Source organism: Clavibacter quasicaliforniensis (assembly GCF_051201715.1).
In the GTDB taxonomy this organism is placed as follows: Bacteria; Actinomycetota; Actinomycetes; order Actinomycetales; family Microbacteriaceae; genus Clavibacter; species Clavibacter seminis.
The window spans coordinates 643,507-667,177 of sequence record NZ_CP139624.1; the positions used below are offsets into that span (position 1 = coordinate 643,507).

At 73.2% G+C, this 23,671-nt stretch carries 25 protein-coding genes and 1 pseudogene; 13 read left to right on the forward strand and 13 right to left on the reverse strand.

Translation table 11 applies throughout. The annotated features are described in order from the left end of the window. Positions 1-5: 5 nt before the first annotated feature. Positions 6-350, reverse strand: a complete 345-nt coding sequence (locus tag NL142_RS03195; RefSeq protein ID WP_435080939.1) for a hypothetical protein — start codon at positions 348-350, stop codon at positions 6-8. Further along, positions 347-487: a hypothetical protein gene (locus NL142_RS03200; protein ID WP_435080940.1), complete on the reverse strand. Its 141-nt coding sequence runs from the start codon at positions 485-487 to the stop codon at positions 347-349. Before NL142_RS03200 ends, NL142_RS03195 begins: the two co-directional genes overlap by 4 nt. A 128-nt stretch (positions 488-615) precedes the next feature. On the opposite strand from NL142_RS03200, the gene NL142_RS03205 reads away from it, so the two are divergent. Beyond that, positions 616-1,818: an MFS transporter gene (locus tag NL142_RS03205; protein WP_435080941.1), complete on the forward strand. Its 1,203-nt coding sequence runs from the start codon at positions 616-618 to the stop codon at positions 1,816-1,818. Positions 1,819-1,859: 41 nt separating this feature from the next. Here the strand turns inward: NL142_RS03205 and NL142_RS03210 are convergent, their stop codons facing one another. Both NL142_RS03210 and NL142_RS03215 read right to left on the reverse strand, forming a co-directional pair. Further along, positions 1,860-2,615, reverse strand: coding sequence for a response regulator (locus NL142_RS03210; RefSeq protein ID WP_435080942.1), 756 nt, complete (start codon positions 2,613-2,615; stop codon positions 1,860-1,862). Then, positions 2,612-4,252, reverse strand: coding sequence for a sensor histidine kinase (locus NL142_RS03215; protein WP_435080943.1), 1,641 nt, complete (start codon positions 4,250-4,252; stop codon positions 2,612-2,614). Before NL142_RS03215 ends, NL142_RS03210 begins: the two co-directional genes overlap by 4 nt. 188 nt (positions 4,253-4,440) lie before the next feature. Between NL142_RS03215 and NL142_RS03220 the strand changes: the two genes are divergently transcribed. Genes NL142_RS03220 through rraA form a run of 4 tightly spaced genes read left to right on the forward strand, consistent with a single transcriptional unit; the run spans position 4,441 to position 7,949 of the window. Beyond that, positions 4,441-5,457, forward strand: coding sequence for a Bug family tripartite tricarboxylate transporter substrate binding protein (locus tag NL142_RS03220; protein ID WP_435080944.1), 1,017 nt, complete (start codon positions 4,441-4,443; stop codon positions 5,455-5,457). Next, positions 5,454-5,957 (forward strand): tripartite tricarboxylate transporter TctB family protein, encoded by a 504-nt coding sequence (locus NL142_RS03225; protein WP_258059331.1) that lies wholly within the window; start codon positions 5,454-5,456, stop codon positions 5,955-5,957. The genes NL142_RS03220 and NL142_RS03225 overlap by 4 nt, the downstream gene beginning before the upstream one ends. Next, positions 5,957-7,501, forward strand: a complete 1,545-nt coding sequence (locus tag NL142_RS03230) for a tripartite tricarboxylate transporter permease (RefSeq protein WP_435080945.1) — start codon at positions 5,957-5,959, stop codon at positions 7,499-7,501. The genes NL142_RS03225 and NL142_RS03230 overlap by 1 nt, the downstream gene beginning before the upstream one ends. Then, on the forward strand, positions 7,488-7,949 hold the full coding sequence (gene rraA, locus NL142_RS03235) for a ribonuclease E activity regulator RraA (protein ID WP_435080946.1): 462 nt from the start codon (positions 7,488-7,490) through the stop codon (positions 7,947-7,949). The genes NL142_RS03230 and rraA overlap by 14 nt, the downstream gene beginning before the upstream one ends. 16 nt (positions 7,950-7,965) lie before the next feature. Here the strand turns inward: rraA and NL142_RS03240 are convergent, their stop codons facing one another. Further along, positions 7,966-8,802, reverse strand: a complete 837-nt coding sequence (locus NL142_RS03240; RefSeq protein ID WP_435080947.1) for an alpha/beta hydrolase — start codon at positions 8,800-8,802, stop codon at positions 7,966-7,968. 139 nt (positions 8,803-8,941) lie between these two features. On the opposite strand from NL142_RS03240, the gene NL142_RS03245 reads away from it, so the two are divergent. From NL142_RS03245 to NL142_RS03255, 3 genes and pseudogenes are all read left to right on the forward strand, one after another. Next, positions 8,942-9,820: an ATP-grasp domain-containing protein gene (locus NL142_RS03245; protein WP_435080948.1), complete on the forward strand. Its 879-nt coding sequence runs from the start codon at positions 8,942-8,944 to the stop codon at positions 9,818-9,820. 105 nt (positions 9,821-9,925) lie between these two features. Next, a pseudogene (locus NL142_RS03250) lies at positions 9,926-10,057 on the forward strand (IS256 family transposase); the annotation flags it as partial. A gap of 73 nt (positions 10,058-10,130) precedes the next feature. Continuing rightward, positions 10,131-11,744: an MFS transporter gene (locus tag NL142_RS03255; RefSeq protein WP_435080949.1), complete on the forward strand. Its 1,614-nt coding sequence runs from the start codon at positions 10,131-10,133 to the stop codon at positions 11,742-11,744. A gap of 153 nt (positions 11,745-11,897) precedes the next feature. Here the strand turns inward: NL142_RS03255 and NL142_RS03260 are convergent, their stop codons facing one another. Further along, positions 11,898-12,944, reverse strand: a complete 1,047-nt coding sequence (locus NL142_RS03260; protein WP_435080950.1) for an NAD(P)-dependent alcohol dehydrogenase — start codon at positions 12,942-12,944, stop codon at positions 11,898-11,900. A gap of 153 nt (positions 12,945-13,097) precedes the next feature. On the opposite strand from NL142_RS03260, the gene NL142_RS03265 reads away from it, so the two are divergent. Beyond that, a complete protein-coding gene (locus tag NL142_RS03265; RefSeq protein WP_435080951.1) occupies positions 13,098-14,483 on the forward strand; it encodes a carboxylesterase family protein in 1,386 nt (461 codons plus the stop codon). A 30-nt stretch (positions 14,484-14,513) separates the two neighbouring features. Here NL142_RS03265 and soxR read toward each other — a convergent pair whose 3' ends face one another. Beyond that, complete coding sequence (gene soxR / locus NL142_RS03270; RefSeq protein WP_435081625.1) at positions 14,514-14,981, reverse strand: redox-sensitive transcriptional activator SoxR; 468 nt, start codon at positions 14,979-14,981, stop codon at positions 14,514-14,516. Positions 14,982-15,108: 127 nt separating this feature from the next. Between soxR and fdxA the strand changes: the two genes are divergently transcribed. Both fdxA and NL142_RS03280 read left to right on the forward strand, forming a co-directional pair. Beyond that, positions 15,109-15,435 (forward strand): ferredoxin, encoded by a 327-nt coding sequence (gene fdxA, locus NL142_RS03275; RefSeq protein ID WP_011931885.1) that lies wholly within the window; start codon positions 15,109-15,111, stop codon positions 15,433-15,435. Beyond that, positions 15,432-15,926, forward strand: coding sequence for a flavin reductase family protein (locus NL142_RS03280; protein WP_194683396.1), 495 nt, complete (start codon positions 15,432-15,434; stop codon positions 15,924-15,926). The genes fdxA and NL142_RS03280 overlap by 4 nt, the downstream gene beginning before the upstream one ends. Before the next feature lie 37 nt (positions 15,927-15,963). Here NL142_RS03280 and NL142_RS03285 read toward each other — a convergent pair whose 3' ends face one another. Together NL142_RS03285 and NL142_RS03290 are read right to left on the reverse strand one after the other, a co-directional pair. Next, a complete protein-coding gene (locus NL142_RS03285; RefSeq protein ID WP_435080952.1) occupies positions 15,964-17,889 on the reverse strand; it encodes a LamG-like jellyroll fold domain-containing protein in 1,926 nt (641 codons plus the stop codon). 233 nt (positions 17,890-18,122) lie between these two features. Next, positions 18,123-18,434: a hypothetical protein gene (locus NL142_RS03290; protein WP_194683394.1), complete on the reverse strand. Its 312-nt coding sequence runs from the start codon at positions 18,432-18,434 to the stop codon at positions 18,123-18,125. Between the two features lie 58 nt (positions 18,435-18,492). Between NL142_RS03290 and NL142_RS03295 the strand changes: the two genes are divergently transcribed. Together NL142_RS03295 and NL142_RS03300 are read left to right on the forward strand one after the other, a co-directional pair. Continuing rightward, positions 18,493-19,113: an HD domain-containing protein gene (locus NL142_RS03295; RefSeq protein WP_435080953.1), complete on the forward strand. Its 621-nt coding sequence runs from the start codon at positions 18,493-18,495 to the stop codon at positions 19,111-19,113. Beyond that, positions 19,110-19,385, forward strand: coding sequence for a hypothetical protein (locus NL142_RS03300; RefSeq protein WP_435080954.1), 276 nt, complete (start codon positions 19,110-19,112; stop codon positions 19,383-19,385). Before NL142_RS03295 ends, NL142_RS03300 begins: the two co-directional genes overlap by 4 nt. On the opposite strand, the gene NL142_RS03305 is transcribed toward NL142_RS03300, so the two are convergent. The 4 genes from NL142_RS03305 to NL142_RS03320 all read right to left on the reverse strand — a co-directional run bounded on the left by NL142_RS03305 (position 19,382) and on the right by NL142_RS03320 (position 23,601). Continuing rightward, the gene (locus NL142_RS03305; protein ID WP_435080955.1) at positions 19,382-20,056 is read right to left on the reverse strand and encodes a hypothetical protein; all 675 of its coding nucleotides are present in this window, start codon (positions 20,054-20,056) and stop codon (positions 19,382-19,384) included. The genes NL142_RS03300 and NL142_RS03305 overlap by 4 nt on opposite strands. 94 nt (positions 20,057-20,150) lie before the next feature. Continuing rightward, positions 20,151-22,256 carry a YhgE/Pip family protein gene (locus NL142_RS03310; protein ID WP_435080956.1) on the reverse strand — a complete coding sequence of 702 codons (2,106 nt, stop codon included), beginning with the start codon at positions 22,254-22,256 and terminating at the stop codon, positions 20,151-20,153. Further along, a complete protein-coding gene (locus NL142_RS03315; protein ID WP_435080957.1) occupies positions 22,253-22,921 on the reverse strand; it encodes a hypothetical protein in 669 nt (222 codons plus the stop codon). Before NL142_RS03315 ends, NL142_RS03310 begins: the two co-directional genes overlap by 4 nt. Then, entirely contained in the window at positions 22,918-23,601 is a 684-nt protein-coding gene (locus tag NL142_RS03320) for a TetR/AcrR family transcriptional regulator (RefSeq protein ID WP_435080958.1), read from the reverse strand. The genes NL142_RS03315 and NL142_RS03320 overlap by 4 nt, the downstream gene beginning before the upstream one ends. Positions 23,602-23,671: the final 70 nt, after the last annotated feature.

Consider the following 23,671-nt stretch of genomic DNA (forward strand, 5'->3'; position numbering starts at 1 on the left):
GGTCCCTACGGCGACGCGGGATCGTCGGCCAGCCCCGGCATGAGCTCGATGACCGCCGGGTGCAGCTGGGGGCGCCTCGGCTCGCGGAGCAGCGCGACGACGGGCTCGTAGGTCATGAGGAAGGCCTGGAAGTTCACGATCCCGAACAGCGCGAGGTCGTGGTCGTCGAGCGGCTCGCCGCGGTGCAGCCGCATCAGGGACTCGCGGGCGCCCAGCCCGTCCACGATGATGCTCAGGTTTATCTCCCCGTCCTCGTCACCCGCGACCCACTTCCGCGGCGGGTTGTCCCACGGCCCCGGGTTGACGATGGTCCGTCCCGTGCCGCTCATGCCGCCTCCGCTGCTCGTCATGCGACCGTCCCCGGGCCCTCGCCCGCCTCCGCGGCGGCCTCCCTGGCACGCAGCCGCTTCAGCTCGGCGAAGGGGTAGAAGCCGATCCAGGCGACGGACGCGATCGCCGCGCCCATGATCATCGAGGGGATGTCCATGGCATCGACGCTTCCGGCGGCCCCGCCGAGGTCGCGTCCGTCGCGCGACGGACCCTCCGTCGGCGGCGCGCGCCTACGCTGGCAGCACGCTCGGCTCCGCTCGGGGCGGTCCACCGGAAGGCCCTCCCGTGTCGCGACGCCCCGCCCTCCCGCCCGCGGCGTCGTTCTGGGTGGCGGCCGGCGTCCTCGCCCTCTCGCTCGGGGCGAGCGGGGCTCCCGCGATGCTGTATCCCGCGTTCTCTGCGCTGTGGGGCACGGGGCCCGTCGTCACGACCGCGCTGTTCGCGGTCTACCCGGTGGCGTTGGTCGTGGTCATGGTCGCGGGCGGCGGGCTGTCCGACCGGTTCGGCCGACGGCGGCTGATGCTCGCCGGCGTCGCGGTGGTCGCGGTGGGGACCGTCCTGTTCGCGCTCGCCGACGGGCCCGCATGGGCCTTCGCCGGCCGGATCGTGCAGGGAGCGGGCGTGGGGTTCGCGATGAGCGCCGCGAGCGCCGCGCTGGTCGAGTACGACCGGTCCGGGAACCCGACGCGGGCGAGCGCCGTGAACGCGGCCGCGACCTCGCTCGGGGCGACCGCGGCGATCCTCGTGGGCGGATGGCTCGTGCAGGACACGGCGGATCCGACGCACCTGGCGTTCTGGATCCTCCTCGCCGCCGTGCTCGCGCTCGTCGTCGCGCTGCTGTTCCTGCCCGAGCCTGCGCGGACCGTGGCCGCGCGGCCGACCGCGGCGGGCGGTCGCCGCGCGCTGCTCGCCGTGCCGGGGGAGGGCCGCCGCCCGTTCCTCGTGGGCACGGCCGCGGTGACCGTGGCGTTCGTCACCGGCGCGGTCTTCCTCGCCCTGGGCGCGCAGATCATCCGCGACGTCGTCGGCACCGCGGACGCATTCCTCGCCGCGGCGACGCTCGCGACCTGGCCGCTGGTCGTCGTGCCCACGACGCTCCTCGCGCGCCGGATCCCGACGACCGCGGCCGTGCGGATCGGCGGCCTGGTCGCCGCCGTGGGCCTCGCGCTGCTGATCGCGGCCGGCGTCGCGGACTCGCTCGCCGTGTTCCTCGCATCCGCGGTGCTCTCCGGCGTCGGCTACGGCTTCCTCATGTACGGCGGGCTCGGGCTGGTGACCGCCGCGGCGGACGAAGGCCGCCGCGCGAGCACCTTCTCGACCATGTACCTCGTCGCCTACCTCGCGCAGGGCAGCGCGGCCGTCCTCGTCGGCGCCCTCGCGACGGCGACGACCCTCGACACGGCCGTCCTCGTGGCGGTGCCGGTCATCGCGGTCCTCTGCGTGGCGACCGCGGCGCTCGCGAGCCGATCACGACGGCCGGAGCCCTAGCGGGCGCGATCTCCCCGCCGATCGTCAGGCGCGCTCCCCGGCTACGGACGGTCAGCTGCCCCATCGGTCGCCGGCGAGCCGTCGGATGCCAGGCTCGGCCGCGGCACGTCCCCGGGATGTCGCGGCTCCTTCCAGCGGTAGCGACGCTGGGGACGGCCCGCGCGTCCGTAGCGCAGCTGGACCTCCGCGAGCTCACGCGCGACGAAGTGCTCCAGGTAGGAGCGCACGGCGACGCGGGACAACCCGAGAGCCTGCGCGCAGTCGTCGGCGGAGAGGTCGGGTGCTGCGCCGTCGAGGAGGGACGCGACGAGCCGCGCGGTCTCCTGGCTGAGCCCCTTGGGGAGCGTGGCGGTGCTCGCCGCCGGGCCGCCGGTCGGGAACAGGCTGTCGATCTCGCCCTGGCCGAGCGGGGTGCGTCGCGCCAGCATGCGGCTGCGCACCGCGTAGCTCTCCAGGCGCGTGCGCAGCGCCTCGATCGTGAAGGGCTTCGAGAGGTAGGAGACGACGCCTCCCTGGAGGGCGGTGGTCACGGTCGCGGGTTCGCGCGCGGCGCTGAGGACGATGAAGTCGACGTCCGGCTGCGCCGCGCGGACCTCGCGCAGGACCTCCGTCCCGGGGAGGTCCGGGAGGTAGATGTCCAGCAGCACGAGCTGGGGCCGGAGCCGCCCGATCCTCTCCAGGGCCTCGGCCCCGGTGCTGGCGCTGCCGACGACCTCGAACCCGGGCGTCCCCTCGACGACGCGGCGGTGCGCGGCGGCGACCATGAAGTCGTCGTCGACGATGAGCACCGGGATCACGTGGTGACCTCGGAGAGGGGGCGCCGCGCGGCCGTCAGCGGCAGGACGACCTCGAAGCGCGACGTGCCCGTCCGCAGGTAGCGGATGCTGCCCCCGCGTCGCGTGACGACGAGCTGCACCAGGGAGAGCCCGAAGCCGTGCGCGGCGGCGGCGCCTGCGCCCTTGGACGTGAAGCCCTGCTCGAAGATCCGGGGCGCCGTGAGCGCGTCGATCCCGGCGCCGGAGTCGGAGACGCTGATCCTCAGGACCGGGGCTCCCTGCTCGTCGAGCTGCCGCACCCCGAGTTCGACCACGCGCCGCTCCGCGCCGATCACGGCGTCGAGGGCGTTGTCGAGCAGGTTGCCGATCACGGTGACGAGGTCCACGGCGACCTCGTCGTCGAGCGGGCCGAGCGAGGAGTCCTCGGCGAGCCGGAGCTCGACGTCCCGTTCGCGGGCGAGGCTCGCCTTCGCGAGGTAGAGCGCCGAGAGGGCCGGCACGGCGATGCGCGCCGCGACGAGCGCCTCGATCTCCGCGTGCTGACGCGACAGCGCGTCGATGTACGCGACCGCGCTCTCGCCGTCCCCGAGCTGCACGAGCATCGAGATCGTGTGCATGCGGTTGCGGAACTCGTGCGCCTGCGCCCGCAGCGTGTTCGCCGCCGACGTGCTCATCTCGAGCGTCCGGCGCAGCTCGAGGAGCTCGGTCCGGTCCCGCAGCGAGGTCACGGTCTCCGACCGGGCACCGGGAGGCGTGATCGTCACCTGGTTGAGGACGAGGAACCGCGCGCCCGACGCGATGACCATGTCCGCCGGCGTCGGCTCGCGACCACGCAGGATCGCCACCGCCTGCGGGCTCAGTCCCAGGTCGTCGAGGCGGCGCCCCTGCGCTGCGTGCGGCAGGTCGAGCAGCTGGCGCGCGCTCTCGTTGGCCATCGTGATGGTGCCGTCCGCGTCGACGGCGAGGATCCCCTCACGGATGCTGCGGAGCATGGCCTCGCGATGCTCGGCGAGGGTCGCGATGTCGATCGGCTCGAGGCCCAGGGTCTGCCGCTTGACCCGAGCGGCCATCCACACGGCCCCGGCGATCCCGAGCGCGGTCGCGATGCCGAGGAACGCGAGCAGGTCGCGACCCGAGCTGGCGATCATCGTCCCCAGGTCGGGCACCGTGCGCGCGGCGACGACGGAGCCGACCGTGGTCCCGGTGTCGTCCACGACGGGGACGCGCGCCGCGACGACGTCCTGCCCGAGGAGCTGCGCGGGACCCGTCCACGCCCGCTGCGGGCCCTCGCCCACCGCACCGAGTGGTGCCCGCGTGCGGTAGAGCCGAGGGTCCGCGGGCGAGGAGATCACGGTCCCCGCGGCGTCGAGGGCGAGGATCTGGTCGACGTCGGAGTTCGTGCGCGCGCTCTCGAGCGGGGCGATCAGGTCGAAGGAGGCCTCCGGCCCGGAGAAGCTGGAACGCACCAGCGGGATCGCCGCGACGTACTCGGCGACGGTCTGCATCCGCTGCCGCTGCTGCGCCTCGAAGCGCGTGTAGGACTGGTGGATCGACACGACAGTGATCGACACGAGCACGAGGCCGAGGAGCGCGAACTGGAACACGAGCAGTTGACCGGTGAGGGTGAGCGGTCGTCGGGGACGGGGACGCGGAGGCATGCGCGACCTCCCATCGACGTTGACACCGGTCCCATTCTCCGGTGTCGTCGGGGAGGATGTGGCCCGGACGGCTGCCTACGATATTTACTCAATCTCCGATACTGACGAAAGGCGCGAGTGCGGGCGGGCGGCGGGCAGACTCGCCGAGCATCAGCGACGAGGCTGATCCGACGACGAAGGTGTCATCCATGAACCCCACTCCCGCCTCCCAGGCGCTCACTCGCCGCACCGTCCTCGGAGTCGGCGTCGCCGTCGCCGTGCTGTTCGGCACCACCGGCTGCGGGGTCACCGGCGGTGAGGGCGACGCATCCGACGGCTCGATCGCCAACCTGCAGCTCCTCGTGCCGAACGACCCGGGGGGCGGCTACGACGTCACGGGCCGCACGGCGCTGCAGATCATGGACGAGACGGGGATCGTCGGCGCGACCGAGGTCACCAACCTGCCCGGGGCAGGAGGCACCGTGGGTCTCGCCCGCACCGTCAACGAGGCGGGCAACGCCGACTTCCTCATGGTCATGGGGCTCGGCGTCGTCGGCGCGGCGTACACGAACGAGACGGACGCCGCCATCGGCGACGCGACCCCCATCGCGCGCCTCATCGAGGAGGCCGGCGCGATCTTCGTCCCGGCGTCCTCGCCCTACCAGGACATGGACGACCTCGTCACGGCGTGGAAGGCCGACCCGGCCGCGTTCCCGGTGGGCGGCGGATCCTCGCCCGGCGGCCCCGACCACCTCCTCCCCATGCAGCTGGCCGCCGCGGTCGGGATCGACCCCACCGAGGTGAACTTCGTCTCCTACGCCGGCGGGGGCGAGCTCCTGCCCGCGGTGCTCGGCGGGCAGCTCGCCTTCGCCGCATCCGGCTACCCCGAGTTTCTCGACCAGGTCGAGTCGGGCGATCTGCGCATCCTTGCCGTGACGAGCGCCGAGCGCGTCCCCGTCGTGGACGCGCCCACGCTCCAGGAGCAGGGCATCGACCTCGAGTTCACGAACTGGCGGGGCCTGCTCGCGCCGCCCGAGCTCACGGACGAGCAGACCACGCGCCTGATCGACGCCGTCACGGAGATGCAGGGGACCGACGAGTGGCAGCAGGCGCTCGAGACGAACGGCTGGACCGACGCGTTCCTCGCCGGTGACGAGTACGCGCAGTTCCTGACCGAGCAGGACGAGCGCGTCCGCGGGGTCCTCGATGAGCTGGGACTGCTGTGACGGGCGTCCGCACCCGCCCGCGCGACCTCTCCGAGCTCGGGGTGGCGGGTCTGCTCGCCGCCATGGCCGTGATCCTCGCCATCGACACCGCGGGCCAGCGCGTCTCCGGGGTCCCCGTCTCCGGGCTCGGCCCGCGCGTGGTCCCCACGATCATCGCGATCGGCCTCGGCGCCTGCGCGCTGGCCCTCGCGGTCGACGTGCTCCGCGGCGGACGCGGAGCGCCGGAGGAGAGCGAGGACGCCGACGTCGACGCGCCGACCGACTGGAGGACTCTCCTGATGCTCGGAGCGCTCGTGCTCGGCTCGGCCCTGCTGCTCGAGCCGGCCGGCTACGTGATCTCCAGCGCGCTCCTCTTCTACGGCTCGGCGATCGTCCTCGGCTCGCGCCACTTCGTGCGCGACATCGTCATCGCGGTCGTGCTCAGCGTCGGGACCTTCTACGGCTTCGTGCTCGGGCTGGGCGTGAACCTGCCGGCCGGCGTGCTCCGCGGGATCCTCTGATGGACAACCTGGCGCTCCTCCTCGACGGCTTCGCGAACGCGCTCACGCCGGTCAACCTCCTCTACGCCGTCATCGGCGTGCTCCTCGGCACCGCCGTCGGCGTGCTCCCGGGCATCGGGCCGGCGATGACCGTGGCCCTGCTCCTGCCGCTCACGTACTCGCTCGGGGTGACCGAGTCGCTCATCATGTTCGCCGGGATCTACTACGGCGGCATGTACGGCGGCTCCACCACGTCGATCCTCTTGAACACACCGGGGGAGTCGTCCTCGGTCGTGACCGCCATCGAGGGCAACAAGATGGCCAAGGCGGGACGCGCCGCACAGGCGCTGGCGACCGCGGCGATCGGCTCGTTCATCGCCGGATCCATCGGCACGGCGCTCATCGTGTTCCTCGCGCCGGTCATCGCCGACTTCGCGATCAGCCTCGGCGCTCCGTCGTACTTCGCGCTCATGATCTTCGCGTTCGTCGCCGTGAGCGCCGTCCTCGGCACCTCCCGGATCCGCGGCTTCGCCTCCCTCTTCATCGGCCTCACCATCGGCATCGTCGGGCTCGACCCGACCTCGGGCGAGCCGCGGCTGACGTTCGGCCTGCCCCTGCTGGCGAACGGCATCGACATCGTGGTCATCGCCGTCGGGCTCTTCGCTGTGGGCGAGGCGCTCTGGGTCGCGGCGCACCTGCGCGGCGGGGTGCCACCCACCATCCCCGTCGGCCTGCCCTGGATGGGCGCCGCCGACTGGAAGCGCAGTTGGCGCCCGTGGCTCCGCGGCACGGCGCTCGGCTTCCCGTTCGGAGCCGTGCCGGCGGGTGGGGCCGAGATCCCCACGTTCCTCTCCTACGTCGCCGAGAAGAAGCTGTCGAAGCATCCCGAGGAGTTCGGGCACGGGGCCATCGAGGGCGTGGCCGGTCCGGAGGCGGCGAACAACGCGTCCGCGGCGGGCACCCTCGTGCCGCTGCTCACCCTCGGGCTGCCCACCACCGCGACGGCTGCGGTGATGATCGCGGCCTTCAACCAGTACGGCATCCAGCCCGGACCGCTGCTGTTCGACAAGGAGCCGCTGCTCGTCTGGACGCTCATCGCGAGCCTCTTCATCGGCAACGCGCTCCTCCTCGCCATCAACCTGCCGCTCGCGCCCGTGTGGGCGAAGCTGCTGCAGATCCCGCGGCCGTACCTCTACGCGGGCATCCTGTTCTTCGCCACCCTCGGCGCGTACGCCACGGGGCTCCAGGTCTTCAACATCGTGCTGCTGCTGATCATCGGGGCGCTCGGGTTCGTGGCGCGCCGCTTCGGCCTGCCGGTGCTGCCGCTCATCGTCGGGGCGATCCTCGGCCCGGAGATGGAGCGTCAGCTGCGGCGTTCACTCCAGATCAGCTCGGGCGACGCCAGCACGCTGGTGGGCGAGCCGGTCGCCGTCGTCCTCTATGCGGCCCTCGCGCTCTACCTCGTCGTCCCGCCCGTCGTCGGGCTCCTCCGCCGGCGCCGCTCGCCCGTGACCCCGACGGACCGCACCGCATCGAAGGAGGAGGAGCAGCATGTCCACCGCTGACCTGTACGACGAGCACGGCGAGGATCTCGTCTCCCTCGACACGCAGTTCCGGTCCTTCGGCCTGCCCGAGTTCCATGGCCCCATCCGCACGATCCGCTGCTTCGAGGACAACGCGCTGGTCAAGCAGATCCTCAACCAGCCGGGGGACGGCGCCGTGCTCGTCGTCGACGGCGGGGGCTCCCTGCGCACCGCCCTCATGGGGGACCTGATAGCGGCGGCGGCGGTCCGGGGCGGATGGGCCGGCGTGGTGATCCTCGGCGCGATCCGCGACAGCGCGGTCATCGACGGCCTGCCGCTCGGGGTCAAGGCGCTCGGCACCAACCCACGCAAGAGCGCCAAGGACGGTGTCGGCGAGGTGGACGTCGACCTCCTCGTCGAGGGCGCCGTGCTCCGACGAGGCAGCCGGCTCTGGAGCGATGGGGACGGGATCCTCGTCGAACGGGTCTGAGGCGGGGCGCTCTCGATCAGGGCGCAGGTGTCACGTGGAGTCCCGCCGCCCGCAGGAGGTGGCCGTGCAGGAAGTCCGCGGTGCGCTCGAGGGCGTCGGTGCGGGTGCTCATCTCGGCGAAGTCGTGGCGACCTCCCTCGACGAGCACGAGCTCGTGCGGCACGCCCTGCTCCGCGAGGGTCGCGGCGAGCGACAGGCTCTGCTCCACCGGGACGACCCGGTCGTCCGTGCCGTGCAGGAGGAACGTCGGCGGCGAGCCGGGGGTGATGTGGTCGGACGGCCGGAACCACCGCCCGCCCTCCTCGTCGGGTGCGCCGAGCGCGGCCCGGAGCGGCGAGCCCGAGGCGCGGAGACCGGCGGAGATCAGCGGGTCGTGCATGCCGTACCAGCTGGCCACGGCGCAGATCCCCTCGGGCTCGGCGGCGCCGACGATGGTGGCGATCGTCGCGCCGGCCGAGTTCCCCCACAGCGCGACGGCCGCGGGATCGAGGTTCAGCTCCGACGCGTGCGTGCGGAGGTATCGGATGGCATCGCGGACGTCGTCGAGCGGCGCGGGGAAGCGCGCCTCGTTGCTCGTCCGGTAGTCGACGCTGGCGACCGCGACGCCGCGCTCCGCGAGCCGCACCAGGGCGGGGAGGTAGCGGACGCGGTGGACGTTGCGGAAGCCGCCGCCCTTGATGAACACGACCAGCGGCGTGGGGGATGCGGACACCGGCTTCAGGAGGTCGAAGTGCAGCTTCCGTCCGCCGGGGAGGAGGTGCCCGTCCTGGTACTGCGCGTAGACGAGGTCCGGGTAGTGCTCGACGAAGGAGCGCGTCGGCTCGGAGAGGTGCACGGTGGAGGTGTGTTCCATGGGGTCCCGCCCATCGGGGGTCGGCAGCCATGGGCGCCGACGGGACGCCCAGGGTGAGGGGGCCTCACGGGAGCATTCTGCGCCGACCGTCCTGAGCGGTGGCCGCGCGCGGCGGGCGTACGGACGCTACGGTGCGGGGATGCCCGCGAACGCGACCCGCCCCCGCCTCCTCTACGTCAGCGACCTGGGCTACCAGGCGAAGGGCCGCCGCTACTGCGACGAGGACATCGACCTGTCCGCGCGCCTCGGCGCGGACTTCGACGTCGCGATCTGCCACCCGTCGGCGGCGGTGGGCCTCATGGACCGGTTCGACGTCGTCGTGGTCCGCAACAGCGGGCCGGTGATCCACGACATGGCCGGATACGAGGCGTTCCGGGCTGCGGCGCGGGAGGGCGGCGTCCCGGTCTTCACCGACCTCCGCGGCAAGGCCGACCAGGTAGGCAAGCAGTACCTGCTCGACCTCTTCGCCGCGGGATACCCGGTGATCCCCACCGTCGACGACCTCGCGCACCTCGACCGGCTCCCTGCGGTGGACGCCTTCGTGGTGAAGCCGCGGTTCGGCGCCGACTCCCTGGGCCTCGAGTTCGTCACGCGCGACGACCTCGCTACCGTCGACCTCGGGGGCCGGCTCCTGCAGCCCCGCATCGACTTCGCGCACGAGATCTCGTTCTGCTTCGTCGACCGGACGCCGCAGTACGCGCTGTACGCCCCGGATCCGGCCGCGAGGTGGCGGCTCGAGCCCTACGCGGCCACCCCGTCCGACTGGGACTTCGCGCAGCGCTTCGTCGACTGGAACGACGTCGAGCACGGCATCCAGCGGGTCGATGCCTGCCGCACCCGCGACGGCGAGCTGCTGCTCGTGGAGCTGGAGGACCTCAATCCGTACCTCTCGCTCGACCTCGTCGACGAGGCCACCCGCGAGGCGTTCGTCGCCAGCATGACGCGGTCGCTGCATGCGCTGCTGCGGGTGTCTGCGCAGCCCGCGCCCGGACGCGGAGAGGCCCCGCGGATCGACTGATCCGCCGGGTCCCTCGTCTGCGCGGGAGGGCGGAGCGCTCACCCCCGCCGCCCGAGGCTTCCCCTGCGCGTTCGCGAACGAAGGCTTCCGGACCAGCTTCTCGCGATCGCGGAAGAGCACGACGAGTGGGAAGCCGGCGAACGGCGCTACTTCTCCCAAGCGTCCATGCTCGAGCTGGCCGCCATGGACGACCCCACCCAGGTCATCGACGAGGCGCTGATGCTCCGCGAAAATGCCGAAGATATACCACTGACCCGGCCGGTGTTGAGAGAATCCATCACTCCGCGGAACGTGACCGACACTGCGTAGCATGAGCGTGGTGACGCCAGATCCGAAATCCGCGACGCAAGCGAAGCGCCTCGTGCCCACCGCGTTGTTGTTCTCCGCCGGAATCATGGGTGGGCTGGAAGATCTCATCGACTTCTTGCTCCCGCTCTGGGCGGGTATAGCGCTCGAGCTCTCCCCATCCGTTATCGGCATCATTCTGGCTGTGGAACTGGCCGTCGCATTCGCATTGCGTCCGGTGGCGGGCCGCGCAGTCGACCGCGGTGCTGGACCCCTGCTCGCCGCGGGCGGGGCGACCCTCTACGCGGGCGGCATCATGTCGATGGCATTCGCGCACGGTCTCGATGCCTTCCTGCTGTCCGCCATCTTGCTCGGAGCCGGATCCGCTTTCTTCTGGGTACCGCTGCGAGCGCAAGTCGCGGCGCAGAGGGAAGGTCACTCGAGCTTCTCGGCACTCACGTCAGCGGAGGGGGCCGGTGTCTGGGTGGCCTATGTCCTCGCGCTGTCCCTGCTGCCGGTGCTCGATTACCGAGGAGTGCTCGCGCTAGGGGCAGCAGCGGCCACAGTCGCTGCCTTGTCCATCCTGAGAGCATCTGGCGCAGGCAGGATCAGGAGCGATCTGCCGACACCCCGGGCGCGAGCATCCGGCGACGATGGTCCCGATGGCGGTCTCGCTGCACAGCGACGGCGCCTCTTGGTCGTTGTGGTGCTCGTGTCGTTCGTCGAAGCGGCGGCGTCGGTCTATCTGCTGTTGAGGCTCCAAAGCGCTTTCGGGCTGGACACCATGCAGATCGTATGGGTCTACTTCCCTGGCCTCATCGCCTACTCGATAGCGCCATTCACAGGACAGATCGTGATTCGCGTGCTCGGGGAACGGTCCGCAGTCGTGGTCGCTCTGCTGCTATCAGCAGGCGGAATCCTGCTCGTGACTCTCAGCGCTCGCGAGATCGCGCTCGCGGTGGGCTGGGCGATGATGTGCTGGTCATGGGGCTGGCTCAACCCCGTCCAGCAGGCGACGACCGTGAGGATCCACCCCGGCACGGTCGGACGTGCGCTGGGGCGCTACGAGAGCTGGACATTGATAGGCGGCGCGGCGGGGGCTGCCTGCGGCGGGTTCGCCTTGGACTCGAACTCCCCGGGGTGGGTCGCGGGGGCTGCGGTCACGGTCTGCCTGGTGTGCGTCGCGGTCGTTCCCGGCCTATATCGCCGTCGAGTCGGTTCGAAGCGCGCGCCGCAGTCGCTGAGCGGCTCGCGAAGAGCTGCTGATGAGAAGATCGTCCGCTCCGATCAGCTCGATCGTGACGGCCATCAGGTGGCGGCCCCGGGCGATGACCCGTCACCCATCGCCTCACGGCTTTCGATGAAGGACGAGCGGAGATCCCCGGCCTCCGGCGCTCTCATCCACGCCACCATCTACGGGTTGGTGCAGATCCCGCTCATCACAGCTGATCTGTCCTGGTATCGCGACATGTTCACTTCCGGCGGATTCGTGTGGGGACGAGAAGCCCACGCCGACACACTGTCCAATGCTCTCTACACGGGGAACATGGTCTGGGGTGCCGTCGTGTCGTTCGATCTGGCATGGGCGGTGGTCCGCGGCGTTGCGATGGCGCGGGATGGTCGACGGGGGTCGCTGTGAGAGCATCTGCGGCCGCTGCACGCGCTGGTCCGCGGGGACTGGCGCCGGGGCTCCCGGGCGCCGGGGCGGCCAGCCGGCCGACCGCGCGCCCGGACGTCGGAAGGCCCCGCGGATCACGAGGATCCGCGGGGCCTTCCGATGTGGCGTCGCCGCTTACGCGAACGTCTTCGCGTCGATCACGAAGCGGTAGCGCACGTCCGACTTGAGGACGCGCTCGTAGGCCTCGTTGATCTGCTCGGCCGAGATGAGCTCGGTCTCGGGCACGATGTCGTGCTCGGCGCAGAAGTCGAGCATCTCCTGCGTCTCGGCGATGCCGCCGATCATGGATCCGGCCCAGCTGCGGCGCGCGGGGATGAGCGCGAACGCGGGGATCTCGAGCGGCTCCGACGGGGCGCCGACGTTGACGAGCGTGCCGTCGATCGCGAGCAGGCCGATGTACTTGCTCATGTCGAGCTTCGCGGAGACCGTGTTGATGATCAGGTCGAACGAGCTGGCGAGCTCCTCGAAGGTGGCGTCGTCGCTCGTCGCGAAGTAGCGGTCGGCGCCGAGGCGCAGGCCGTCCTCCTTCTTGGAGAGCGTCTGCGAGAGCACGGTGACCTCGGCGCCCATCGCGTGCGCGATCTTCACGGCCATGTGGCCGAGGCCGCCCATGCCGACCACGGCGACCTTCGTGCCGGGGCCCGCGTTCCAGTGGCGGAGCGGCGAGTAGGTGGTGATGCCGGCGCAGAGCAGCGGCGCGACCTTCTCGATGTCCAGGGACTCGGGGACGCGGAGCACGAAGTCCTCGTCGACGACGACGGCCTCGGAGTAGCCGCCCTGCGTGATGGTGCCGTCGGCCGGGTCGGTGCCGCCGTAGGTCTGGATGTTGCCCTTCAGGCAGTACTGCTCCTGGCCGGCCTTGCACTGCTCGCACTCCTTGCAGGAGTTGACCATGCAGCCGACGCCGACGAGGTCGCCGACCTTGTGCTTGGAGACCTCGGAGCCGACCTCGGTGACGCGGCCGACGATCTCGTGGCCGACGACCTGCGGGTAGGCGATGGGGCCCCACTCGCCGCGGACGGTGTGGATGTCGGAGTGGCAGACGCCCGAGTAGGCGATGTCGATGGAGACGTCCTTCGGGCCGACGTCGCGGCGCTCGATGGTGGTCTTGGTGATGGGATCGGTGGCGGACGTGGCCGCGTAGGCGTTGACGGTGCGCATGGGTTCTCCTTGTGCTGACCGGTGGGGGAGGGGAGGGATCGGGTCGATCCGGCCGCGCCCTCTTCGGATGCGGTACCCCTCGACGGTACGCCTGCGGGGGCGGTTGGCCGAAACCGGGCGGGCGGTGCCGCAGTCGCCGGATAGCGTGGCGTGATGCCCGCGTCCTCCGTCCCCGGCCCGACTCCCTCGCGATCCGGGCCCGTGACGGGAGTCCGCGACGGCGATGTGATCCGGTACCTCGGCATTCCTTACGCGACGGCGGATCGCGGCGTCCCGCCCGTGTCGGCGTTGCCCGTGCGCGGATCGGACGGCTCGCCGGTCGTGTTCGCGGCGGTGGATCCGGCGCCCGCGTGCCCGCAGCCGTCGTCGCGGATCCTCGACACGCTCATGCAGGGCGCCCTCGACGGGATCGCACGCTCGGAGGACTGCCAGCGGCTCTCGATCACGCTGCCCGCCGACCGGGCGCCCGACGAGACGCTCCCCGTGATCGTGTGGTTCCACGGCGGCGGCTACACGACGGGCGCGGGCGACCTCGCGATCCACGACCCGCACGCGCTCGTCGTGGAGCAGCGCGTGATCGTCGTGGCCGTGACCTCGCGGCTGGGGTACCTCGGGTTCGGCGGCGGCGGATCCGGTCACGGCGCATCGGGCGCCCCGCCCGCGAACCTCGGCCTCCTCGACCAGCTGGAGGCGCTGCGCTGGGTCCGCGACTCGATCGCCGCGTTCGGCGGCGACGCCTCGGCCGTCACGGCCATGGGCCAGTCGGCCGGCGGCGACGCGATCCTGCACCTCATGATCAGCGACGGCGCGCGCGGGCTCTTCCGGCGGGCCATCGTGCAGAGCCCTCCGGTGGGGATCACGGGCGGGCGCGAGCGCATGTTCCGGGCGATGGCGCGCGTGACGCGGTCGCTCCCGGACGATGCGTCGCTGGCCGAGGTGATGCGGCGGCAGGCGCGGGCCGAGCGCGCGTCGTGGGCGTCGGGGATCCTCGCGGGCCTGCCATGGGGGCCGCGCTACGGCCACGCGCCGCTGCCCGCCGAGGCCGACCGGGACGCCGCGTGGCGTGCCGTCGCGCCGGAGGTCGACCTCCTCATCGGCACGACGCGCGATGAGACCGGGATGTACCTGCCCGCGCTGCCGCTGATCGCGCCGCTGCTGCGCGTGCCGGTCGTGGGTCGGGCGCTCCGCCGCGTGCTGATGCGGACGGTCGTCCAACCCACCACCCGCGCCGTCTACACGCGACCCGTCCGCGCGTTCGCCGCCCGGCACCGCGCCGCGGGCGGCCGGGCCGTGCGCTACGTCCTCCGCGCGGCGCCGGCGTCGAGCCCCATCGGCGCGGGACACACGGCCGACGTGCCGCTGATCCTCGGCACCCGCGAGGCGTGGACCCGCATGCGCCTGGTCCCTCCGCAGGCGTGGCCCGAGGTCGCCGCGCGTGGACGCGCGGTGCGGCAGGTGTGGGCCGACTTCGCGCGCACGGGCGAGGTGGCGGCGGACGCGGACGCGCGTGAGTGCGGCATGCGGTTCGACCGGGGCTGATCCCGCCGGCGTCGCTCCGTGGCCCGCGGCTCAGTCGAGCTGCACCCGCAGCGGCCCCGCCCCGCGGTCGCCCAGCGCGTCGTCCGGGTTGAGCAGCCCGCACGCCTTCATCGAGAGGCAGCCGCAGCCGATGCAGCCCGTGAGCTCGCGCTCCAGCCGCTCGATGCCCTGCCGCCGCTCCTCGAGCAGGCGCTTCCAGCGGCGCGACGCCCGCTGCCAGTCGGCGTGGCTCGGCGGGCGGTCGAGGGGCACGTCGTCGAAGGTCGACTGCACGTCGGCGAGCGGGATCCCCAGGCGCTTGGCCACCGTGATCAACGACACCCGGCGCAGCATGTGCCGCGCGTACCGGCGCTGGTTGCCCGCGGTGCGCTCGGCGGCGATGAGGCCGAGGTCCTCGTAGAAGCGGAGGGCGGATGCGGCCACGCCCGTGCGGCGGGTCATCTCGCCGACCGTGAGCAGCTCACCGGGCACGTGCCGTGGCGTCGCCGCGACGACCATCGGCTCCTGCGCATCCGCCACGACGTCTCCTCCCGATTGACCTCAAGGGTACGTGAGGTTCTAACGTGGACACCATGCGCATGACCCGCCCCGCCGTCACGACGGCCCCCACCCGTGGAGACGCCCTGTGACCTACGTGATCGCCCTGCCGTGCGTCGACGTGAAGGACCGCGCCTGCATCGACGAATGCCCCGTCGACTGCATCTACGAGGGCGAGCGCTCCCTCTACATCCACCCGGACGAGTGCGTGGACTGCGGCGCATGCGAGCCGGTGTGCCCGGTCGAGGCGATCTACTACGAGGACGACCTGCCCGAGAAGTGGTCGGACTACTACACCGCGAACGTCGAGTTCTTCGCGGAGATGGGATCGCCCGGCGGCGCCGTCAAGGTCGGCACCGTCGCGTACGATCACCCGGTGGTGGCCGCCGTCCCGCGCCAGGGCGAGCAGGCGTGAGCGCCGACCCCGACCTCTTCAAGGCCGCGTTCCGCGGTCACCCGGCGGGTGTCGCGCTGATCACCGCGCGCACCGCGGACGGGCCGTCGGGCCTCACGGCGTCGAGCGTGGCGTCGCTCTCGGTGGATCCGCCCGCGCTGTCGTTCTCGGTGACGCGCGCCACGGGATCCGCCGGCGCGATCCTCTCCGCCGACAGCTACGTCGTGCACCTGCTCGCGGGGCAGCACGCCGCGCTCGCCCGCGCGTTCGCCGTCTCCGGGTCGCCGCGCTTCACCGAGGAGCAGGGCTTCCAGGAGCTGCCGACCGGGGAGCCGCTGCTCGCCGACGCGCGCGCCGCACTGCGCTGCCGCACGCTGCAGACCGTGCCGGTCGGCGGATCCGTGCTGGTCGTCGCCGAGGTCCTCGACGTGATCCTCGGCGAGCCCGCCCCGCCGCTCGTCTACCGCGACCGCCGCTTCCACCTGCTCGAGGACGACCACCCGGAGCTCTGAGCGCGGGCGGCCGCCGGGGGCGTCACGAGACGCCGCGTCACGCGATCATGAACTCCGACGGCTTGAGCGCCCGCTCCACGATGCGCACGTCGCCGATCGACGCCGGGAGCACGTGGTCGAGCTTCCCGCCGTAGAGGTTCGCGCCGAGGAGCCACGAGGTCGCGGGGGAGGCTGCCGCCAGCCCGCGGTTCGTAGTGGAAGGGTTCCGCACCACCGGGCAGCCGTCGACGTACATCGTCGTGTGCTGGCTGTCGTTGACCACCGCCACGTGCCACCACTGCGCCGCCGGCAGCTCGTGCGACCAGCTCGTGAGGGATCCCTGCTGCGTCGTCGGGTAGACGCACCACTGGATCTCGCGGCTGCCGGAGACGCTGAGCGTCGCGGCGGGCTCGTCGGGGTCGCCCGCGTCGCCCGGGGTCTTGCCCGCGTCCTTGGCTGAGGCGGCGCGCGAGAGGATCGCGCTGAAGCCGTCCGCGTCGCCGTCGAAGTCGGCCGGGATGCGGACGAACGCCTCGACCGTGTAGCCCTGGCGGAAGGTCGCGGCGTCGAGCGGGGCGCCGTCGACGGTGCGCAGGTAGTCGCCGCTCTTCTTGCCGCCCGTGAGGGTGAGGCTGCCGAACCCCGGCTGGTCGTCGTGGTGGGCGGCGGCGAAGCGCAGGGATCCGGGGGTCGCGCCCGCGCGGTTCGCGACCACGAGGTCGTTGCCGCGGCCGGACGCGTCCCGGATGCGCGTGGTCATGCCGAGCGCGGATCCGTCCGCCTGCCCGTCGAACCGCCAGTACGCGACCGTGCCGGGCACGAGCATCTGCGCGGCCGGCCGGGCGGCCCGCACCGGGACGGGCGCGAAGCCCGCGAAGCGCTGCTCGAAGTCGACGCTGACCGTGAACCGGTCGACGTCGCCGGAGAGGGCCGCCTCCTCGTCCGCGAGCTCGTTGCCGGTGCCGAGGCCGCCGCCGAGGATGAACGGCGAGAGGGTCTCGACGTCGATCGCGTTGCGCTCGAGGTCCACGTGGTACAGCCGGATCATCGCGGCGCCGCCGTAGTAGCGGTCCTGGTAGTTCACGAGGTGCAGGTCCACGTCGTGGCCCGCCCGGTTCTGCTTGGTCGTGCGCCCCGGCTTCCAGTAGTGGCCGTTGAGGGTGAGGAAGATCTGGTCGTGCTGGCTGATGAAGCTGTCCCAGAGGCTCTGGCCGTAGTCGTCGAGCACGGCGGATCCGTCGGGCTTTGAGTCGACGATGTCGTGCGCCGTGAGGATCACCGGCAGCGTCGGGTGCGCCGCCAGCACGCCGCGCGCCCACTCGACGCCGCGGGCGCTCGTGCGCCAGTCGAGCGCGAGGACGAGCCAGTCGCGGCCGCCCGCCGTGAAGGTGTGGAACGAGTTGTAGCCGTCGGGGCTGGATCCGCGGTAGCTCGGCGACTTCCGGAAGCGCTTCGGCCCGAACGCGTCGAGGTAGGGCGTGCGGCCGCGCTGGTCGTCGGTGGATCCGTCGACGTCGTGGTTGCCGGCGAGGACGCTCCACGCGGCGCCGGCCTTGTCGAGGAGCGTGAACTGCGCGCTGGCCGCCTGGATCTCCTTCTCCGCGCCGTTCTGGGTCACGTCGCCGAGGTGCGCGAGGAAGACGATGTTGTGGCGGTCGCGCTCGGCGAGCGCGTAGCGCAGCGACGCCTCGAGCGGCTCGGGGTGGATCGCCGCCCCGTCGAAGAGGTACTGCGTGTCCGGCAGCACGGCGATCGTGAAGCGGGGCGACGCGGTGTCGGGCTTCCAGCGAGCACCGGATCCCTGCTGCGCGGCGGGCGTCTTCACGGCGCTGCCGCCGAGCGCGTCGTCGGATGCGGTCTCGGCCACGGCGGGCAGCGCCCCGCCGAGGCCGGCCACGCCGAGCGCGCCGGCCGCGCCGCTCGTGATGAGGAAGCCGCGTCGGGAGAGCGCGGAGGGAGGGGGCGTCGTCGGGTCCTGGGTCACGGGGGACGACCGTAGGCGCGGCGGGTGAACGCGACGCGGCACCGCGGTGGACGGGTGGCGGCGGGGGCGTGGGCGTTGCCGGGAGCGGTGACGGGCGTCAGTCTGAGGAGATGCAGTCCCGCGACGCCGACCCGATGGACTTCCCGCCCCCGCCCACCGCGGACTCCGTCACGGCCGAGTTCGGGGTGCGCCTGTTCACCTTCGCGCCGACGCCGACCTAGCGCGCGATCCGGTCAGGGCCCCGCGACGAGGAGCACGGACGCGAGCAGCGCGGGCACCGCGCCCAGAGCCGCGAACGCGCCCGCGAGGAGCAGCGCGATGTCCGGCCGGGCGGACGGCTCGTCGCGCCGGGCGGATCCGACGAGCAGCCGCGTCGCGAGCGCGACCGCCACGGCGCCGCCGAGCGGGATCGCGGCGAGCGGCAGGAGGCGCCCGCCCGCGGATCCCCACGCCGGGAGGAACGCGACCGGCACCCCGCACGCTGCCACCGCGAGGGCGACGACGGCGACGACGCGCAGCCCGCGGACGCGATGGGCGGGGGTCATGCCCCCAGCGTAGGAGCGCGTCAACACCCTGCGCCGCGGCCCGGAGCCGGCCGGCGGCATGCCAGCATGGGCCATGCGCATCGCCGACTTCCCCGTGCCCGACACGGTCGCCGCCCGCGGAGCCATCGAGCTCGCGACCTCGTACCAGTCCGCCGCCATCACGGCCCACGGGATCCGCTCGTGGCTGTGGGCGGAGGCGTTCGCCGTGGTCGAGGGGCTCGCGGAGGTGGACCACGAGATCCTCTACGTCTCCGCCGTGCTGCACGACATCGGCACGGTCACCGAGTTCGACAACCACACCGTCTCGTACGAGCACGCGGGCGGGCACGTCGGCGTCGCGCTCACGGCCGGCGCCGGCTGGCCCGCCGCGCGGCGGCAGCGCGTGCTCGACGCGATCGTGCGGCACAACTGGCCGTCGGTGGATCCGGAGCTCGACGTCGAGGGGCACCTCCTGGAGGTCGCGACCGGCCTCGACATCTCCGGCGCGCGGCCCGATGCGCTGCCCGAGGAGTTCCTCCGCGAGGTGCTGGCCGCCCACCCGCGCGGGGCGCTCGCCGCCGAGTTCGGCGCGTGCGTGCGCGACCAGGCGGAGCGGAAGCCCGACACGGCCGCCCGCCGCCTCGTCGACGGAGGCCTCGTGCGGAAGCTCGCCGAGAACCCGCTGGAGCGGTTCGCGTGACCGGCCGGATCCGCATGACCGCGCTGCTCGTGGTCGCGGCGCTCGCCGTGGTGGGCGGGGCGGTGGCGCTGCTGTGGTCGCTGACGCAGCCGGTCACGTTCTTCGCGTACGCGCCGGAGTCCGGCGAGGTCTTCGCGCCCGGTGCGCACATCCTCTCCACCGGCGCGCTCGTCTCCGCCGGCGTGCTGGCCCTGGGCCTCGTCGCGCTCGCGTTCTGGGCGGGGATCCGCGTGGGCGGTCGGCGCGAGCGGCGCGCGCCCGAGGCGAGCTAGCGGCTGCCGCCCTCGGCCGCGCGCGCCGCCGCCAGCGCCCGGTCGCGCTCCTCGCGCCACGTCGCGCGGTACGGGAACGCCGCGTCGACCGCGTCGCTGCGGATCACCGCGAGGGATGCAGGGGCGAGCGCGGCGACATCCGCCTCGTCGTGGGCGTGCGCGAGCGGGTAGCCGAAGCGGCCGCGGTGGTGCGACAGCCAGAGCACGACGAGGTCGCGGTCGTCGGCCAGGTGCGTCGTGTCGACGTCGCCGCGCTCGTGGCGGGTCACGGTCCAGCCGCCGCCGCGAGCGGGGGCCGCCGTGAAGTCGGGATCGCCCATCCAGCGCCAGCCGTCGCGCAAGCGGCGGGGGCTGCCGTAGGGCGCGCCGGTCAGCGCGTCCGCGAGGGCGTCGGGCGTCCACGGTGCGGGGAACCACGACGTGAGGCTCACCGAGAGCTCGAGCGCCGTGAGGCGGCGGTGGTCGGATCCCGGGGCGGGGAAGCGCGGGCGCTCGAGCGCCACGGCCAGCGCGACGGTCGGCAGCTCGGGCCCGCCGCCGTCGACGAGCGCGAGGTGCGTCTGCAGCATGCGCACGTAGCGCGCGTGCTCCGCCTCGTCGGCGAAGGGCGGCAGCGGGATGTCCGGCACGACGGGCGATCCCCAGGGCGCCCGGTCCTCGAGGAATGACATGATCCGACCTCTCCGCGGAGGCCGGCGCGCCCGCCCGACCTGTCTAGCAGGCGGGCGGGCGGCGGGCCGAGCGCGGGATCAGCGGATCAGCCGATCAGCCGATGAGTGACGGCCGCAGGTCCCGCAGCGTGCGGTGCGACGTGATCCGGATCGCCCCGGCCAGCGCCACCGCGAGCCCCGCGACCAGCCACAGCGCGAGCACGCCGGCGTCCTGCGCCGCCTGCCCGAGGTCGCCGCCGTACATGAGCTGCCGCAGCGCATCCACCGCGAAGCTCATCGGCAGCACGTGGTGCAGCGCGGCGAGGGGCCCGGGCAGGGTCTGCCAGGGGAACGTGCCGCCCGCGGTCACGAGCTGCACGACCATGAGCACCAGCCCGAGGAACTGGCCGACGCTGCCGAGCAGCACGTTGAGCGCCAGGATGATGGCCGCGAACGTGACGGAGGCGAGCACCATCGTCCCGTACATGGCGAGCGGGTGGGCGATGTGGAAGCCGAGCGCCCCGGCGACGATCGCGTAGAGCCCGGCCATCTGCACGATGCCGAGGAGCGCGGGCGTGAGCCAGCCGGCGAGCGTGATCCTCAGCGGCGACTTGCGGGCCGTGATCGCGCGGCGCGACAGCGGCTTCACGATGAGGAACAGGGCGTAGATCCCGATCCACGCCGCGAGGCTGATGAAGAACGGCGCGAGCCCGGCGCCGTACTCGCCGGCCTGCGTCACCGCGTCCTGGCGGAGCGCGACCGGGTCGCCGATGGTGTCGGCCTGCGCATCCCGCTGCGCGTCCGTGGAGGCGGGGATCTGGTCGAGCCCCGAGTCGAGGCCGTCGCGCAGCTTCGTCGTGCCGTCCTGCAGCGTGCCGAGTCCGGTCGCGAGCTGGGTCGCGCCGTCGGCGGCGGAGTGCGCGCCGGTGGCGAGGGTCGCGCTGCCGTCGGCGGCCTTCGCGATGCCGTCGGCGAGGGCGGGGGAGGCCTGGGCGAGCGCGTCGGCGCCCGTCGCGACCTGCGAGCTGCCGGACGCGAGCGTGCCGGCTCCGGTCGCGAGCGCGGCGGATCCGGTCTGCAGCTTCCCGGCGCCGTCGGCGACCTGGTCGCTGCCCTGGGCGACCTGCTCGCTGCCGGTCGCGAGCTGCTGCAACTGCGTGTTCAGGCCGTCGGCCCCGGACGCGGCTCCCGTGATGTCGGTGCCGAGCACGTCGAGCTTCGCGAGGGTCGCGTCGATGTCGGCCTGCGGGATGCCCGCCTCCGCCATGCGGTCCTGGATGGCGGTCCGAAGCGCGGGCACCCTCCCCGCGAGCCGGTCGACGCCGGCCGTGGCGGTGGATCCCAGGGCCGCGATCTGCGCGTTCCCGTCCGCCACCTTCCGCGCGCCCTCCGCCGTCTTCTGCGCGCCCGGCGTGAGCGCCGCGGCACCGGTCGAGAGATCCGCCGCGCCGGTCGAGAGGGTGGACGCGCCCGCGGCCACCTGGTCGGCGCCGGTCGCGAGCTTCTGCGTCTGCGCGGGCAGCTGCGCGGTCCCCGTGCGGAGCTGGCCGAGGCCGGAGGAGAGCGTGTCCGCGCCCGTCGCGAGCTTCGCATTGCCGTCGGCCAGCGAGTCGGCGCCGGAGCGCGCGGACGCGGTCCCGTCGACGAGCTGCTGCGCGCCGGAGGCCGCGTCGCCGAGGCTCGAGCGCACGTCCGCGAGGCCGAGCAGGAGCTTGCCCGCGGCCTCGGTGCCGACGCGCGAGGCGACCGACTTCGTGATCCGTGCGCCGGCCTGCTGCGCGATGGTCGTGGCGAGGTAGCTGTTCGCGTCGTCGGTGGCCATGACCACGCGGGCCTGCTGCGGATCCGTGCCCGAGGACGACGAGAGCGCGGCCGAGAAGCCGGACGGGATCGTGAGCGTGAAGTCGTACGTGCCGTCCTCGAGGCCCGTGCGCGCCTCGGCGGAGGAGACCTCGTGCCAGTCGAACGAGGCGTCGTCGAGCACGTCCTTCGCGACGTCGGTGCCGTAGTCGACCGGCTTCCCGTCGACCGTCGCGCCCTGGTCGGCGACGACGAGCGCGGCGGGGACCTTGTCGAGGGCGCTGTACGGATCCTGGTTCGCCCAGAGGTACAGCCCGCCGTAGAGCACTGGCACCAGCACGAGCGCGACGAGCGCGATCTTGGACATGGTGGTGGCGGTGAGGCGCGTCAGCTCGGCGCGCACCAGGGGGATCAGTCTCATCGGGTCTGCGTTCCGTCGTTCGAGGGAGTGGGTTCGGGAGCGGCGCCGGATCCGGCGTCGGCGGGGAGCGCCGCGATCGCCTCGGCTGCGGCCTCGCTCGTGACGACGAGGACGCCGGTGCCGGAGCGGGCGACGTCGCGGAGGACGCGCATCCACTCGGCCACCGCGCCGCCGTGCCGCTCGGGCGAGGTGACGACGACGGCCTCGACGCCGTCGCGCGAGGCGGCGAGCGTGGTGAGGAGGCGGATCCGCGCGACCGCGGGGACGGCCGAGAAGGGCGCGCGGGCGAGGTCGGCGAGGCCCTGATCGTCGAGGATCACGCCGACCTCGTGCCGGCCGGAGCGGTGCCCGGCGAGCGCGAGCTCCTCGGCGACGACCGCGCGGAGCGTGACGTCGTCGGCGGGCTCGTTGATCCGCGGGGTGTCGACGAGCGCGACCCGCTCGGCGATGCGCAGGGCCACGCCGGCGGAGTCGTCGCCGTCGAGGGCGATGGATCCGCCGTCGATGCGCATGCGGCCGGACGCGACGAGGGACAGGACGGTGGGGCGCAGCTCGGTCTCGGCGATCGCGATCACGGGATCCGGGCCGCCGTAGGAGAGCGAGATCGCGGGCAGGGCGGGCGCGGGGCCGTCGCCGACGCGCGCGTCGGTCAGGGTGACGATCACGACGCGGCCTCCGTGCGGGTGGGCGTGGCAGGCGCGGCGGCGACGTGGGGCGTGCACTCGCGGAGCTCGGGGGTGGCGGCGATGAGCTCGCCGGCGGCGCGCCAGTCGAGGCCGCAGAGGGCGAGCGAGGTGAGGATCACGAGCGAGTGTCCCTCCACGCGGCCGATGTCGCTGCGGGTCGCCTCGTCGAGCACCGCGAGCGCGCCGCCCTCGATGAGGCGCGCGAGCGTCTCCGCCGGGATGTCGCCGCGCAGCTCGCCGGCCGCGATGCCGCGCGCGACGACGCGCAGCAGCTCGGCTCGCAGCGGCGCGAGCTCGGCGCCGACCTCGCGCGCGAGCGGACCGCGGACCGCCACCCGCGCCATCACGCGCACCTGCTCGACCTCGGCCCAGAGCCGGGCGCCGATGAGGGCGACGTGGATCCGGCTGTCGTCGTGCGTGATCCCGGCCAGCGCCTCGACCACGCGCCGGGCGCCGCGCTGCAGCACCTCGCGCACGAGGTCGTCGCGCGTGGCGAAGTGCCCGTAGACGGCGCGGCGGCTGAGGCCGGCGGCGGTGGCGATGGTCTCGAGGGAGGCGTCCGGGTCGCGGTCGAGCGCGACCACGGCCGCGTCGACGAGGGCCTGGCGGTTCGTCGCGGCGTCCTTGCGGGGCGCGCGCGCGGAGGCGAGGGAGGTCATGCGACCAGGGTAGTGATCCTGCACACGTGTGTGCAACTTAGCCCGGCGAGCTCCCAGCTCGCGACCCGTC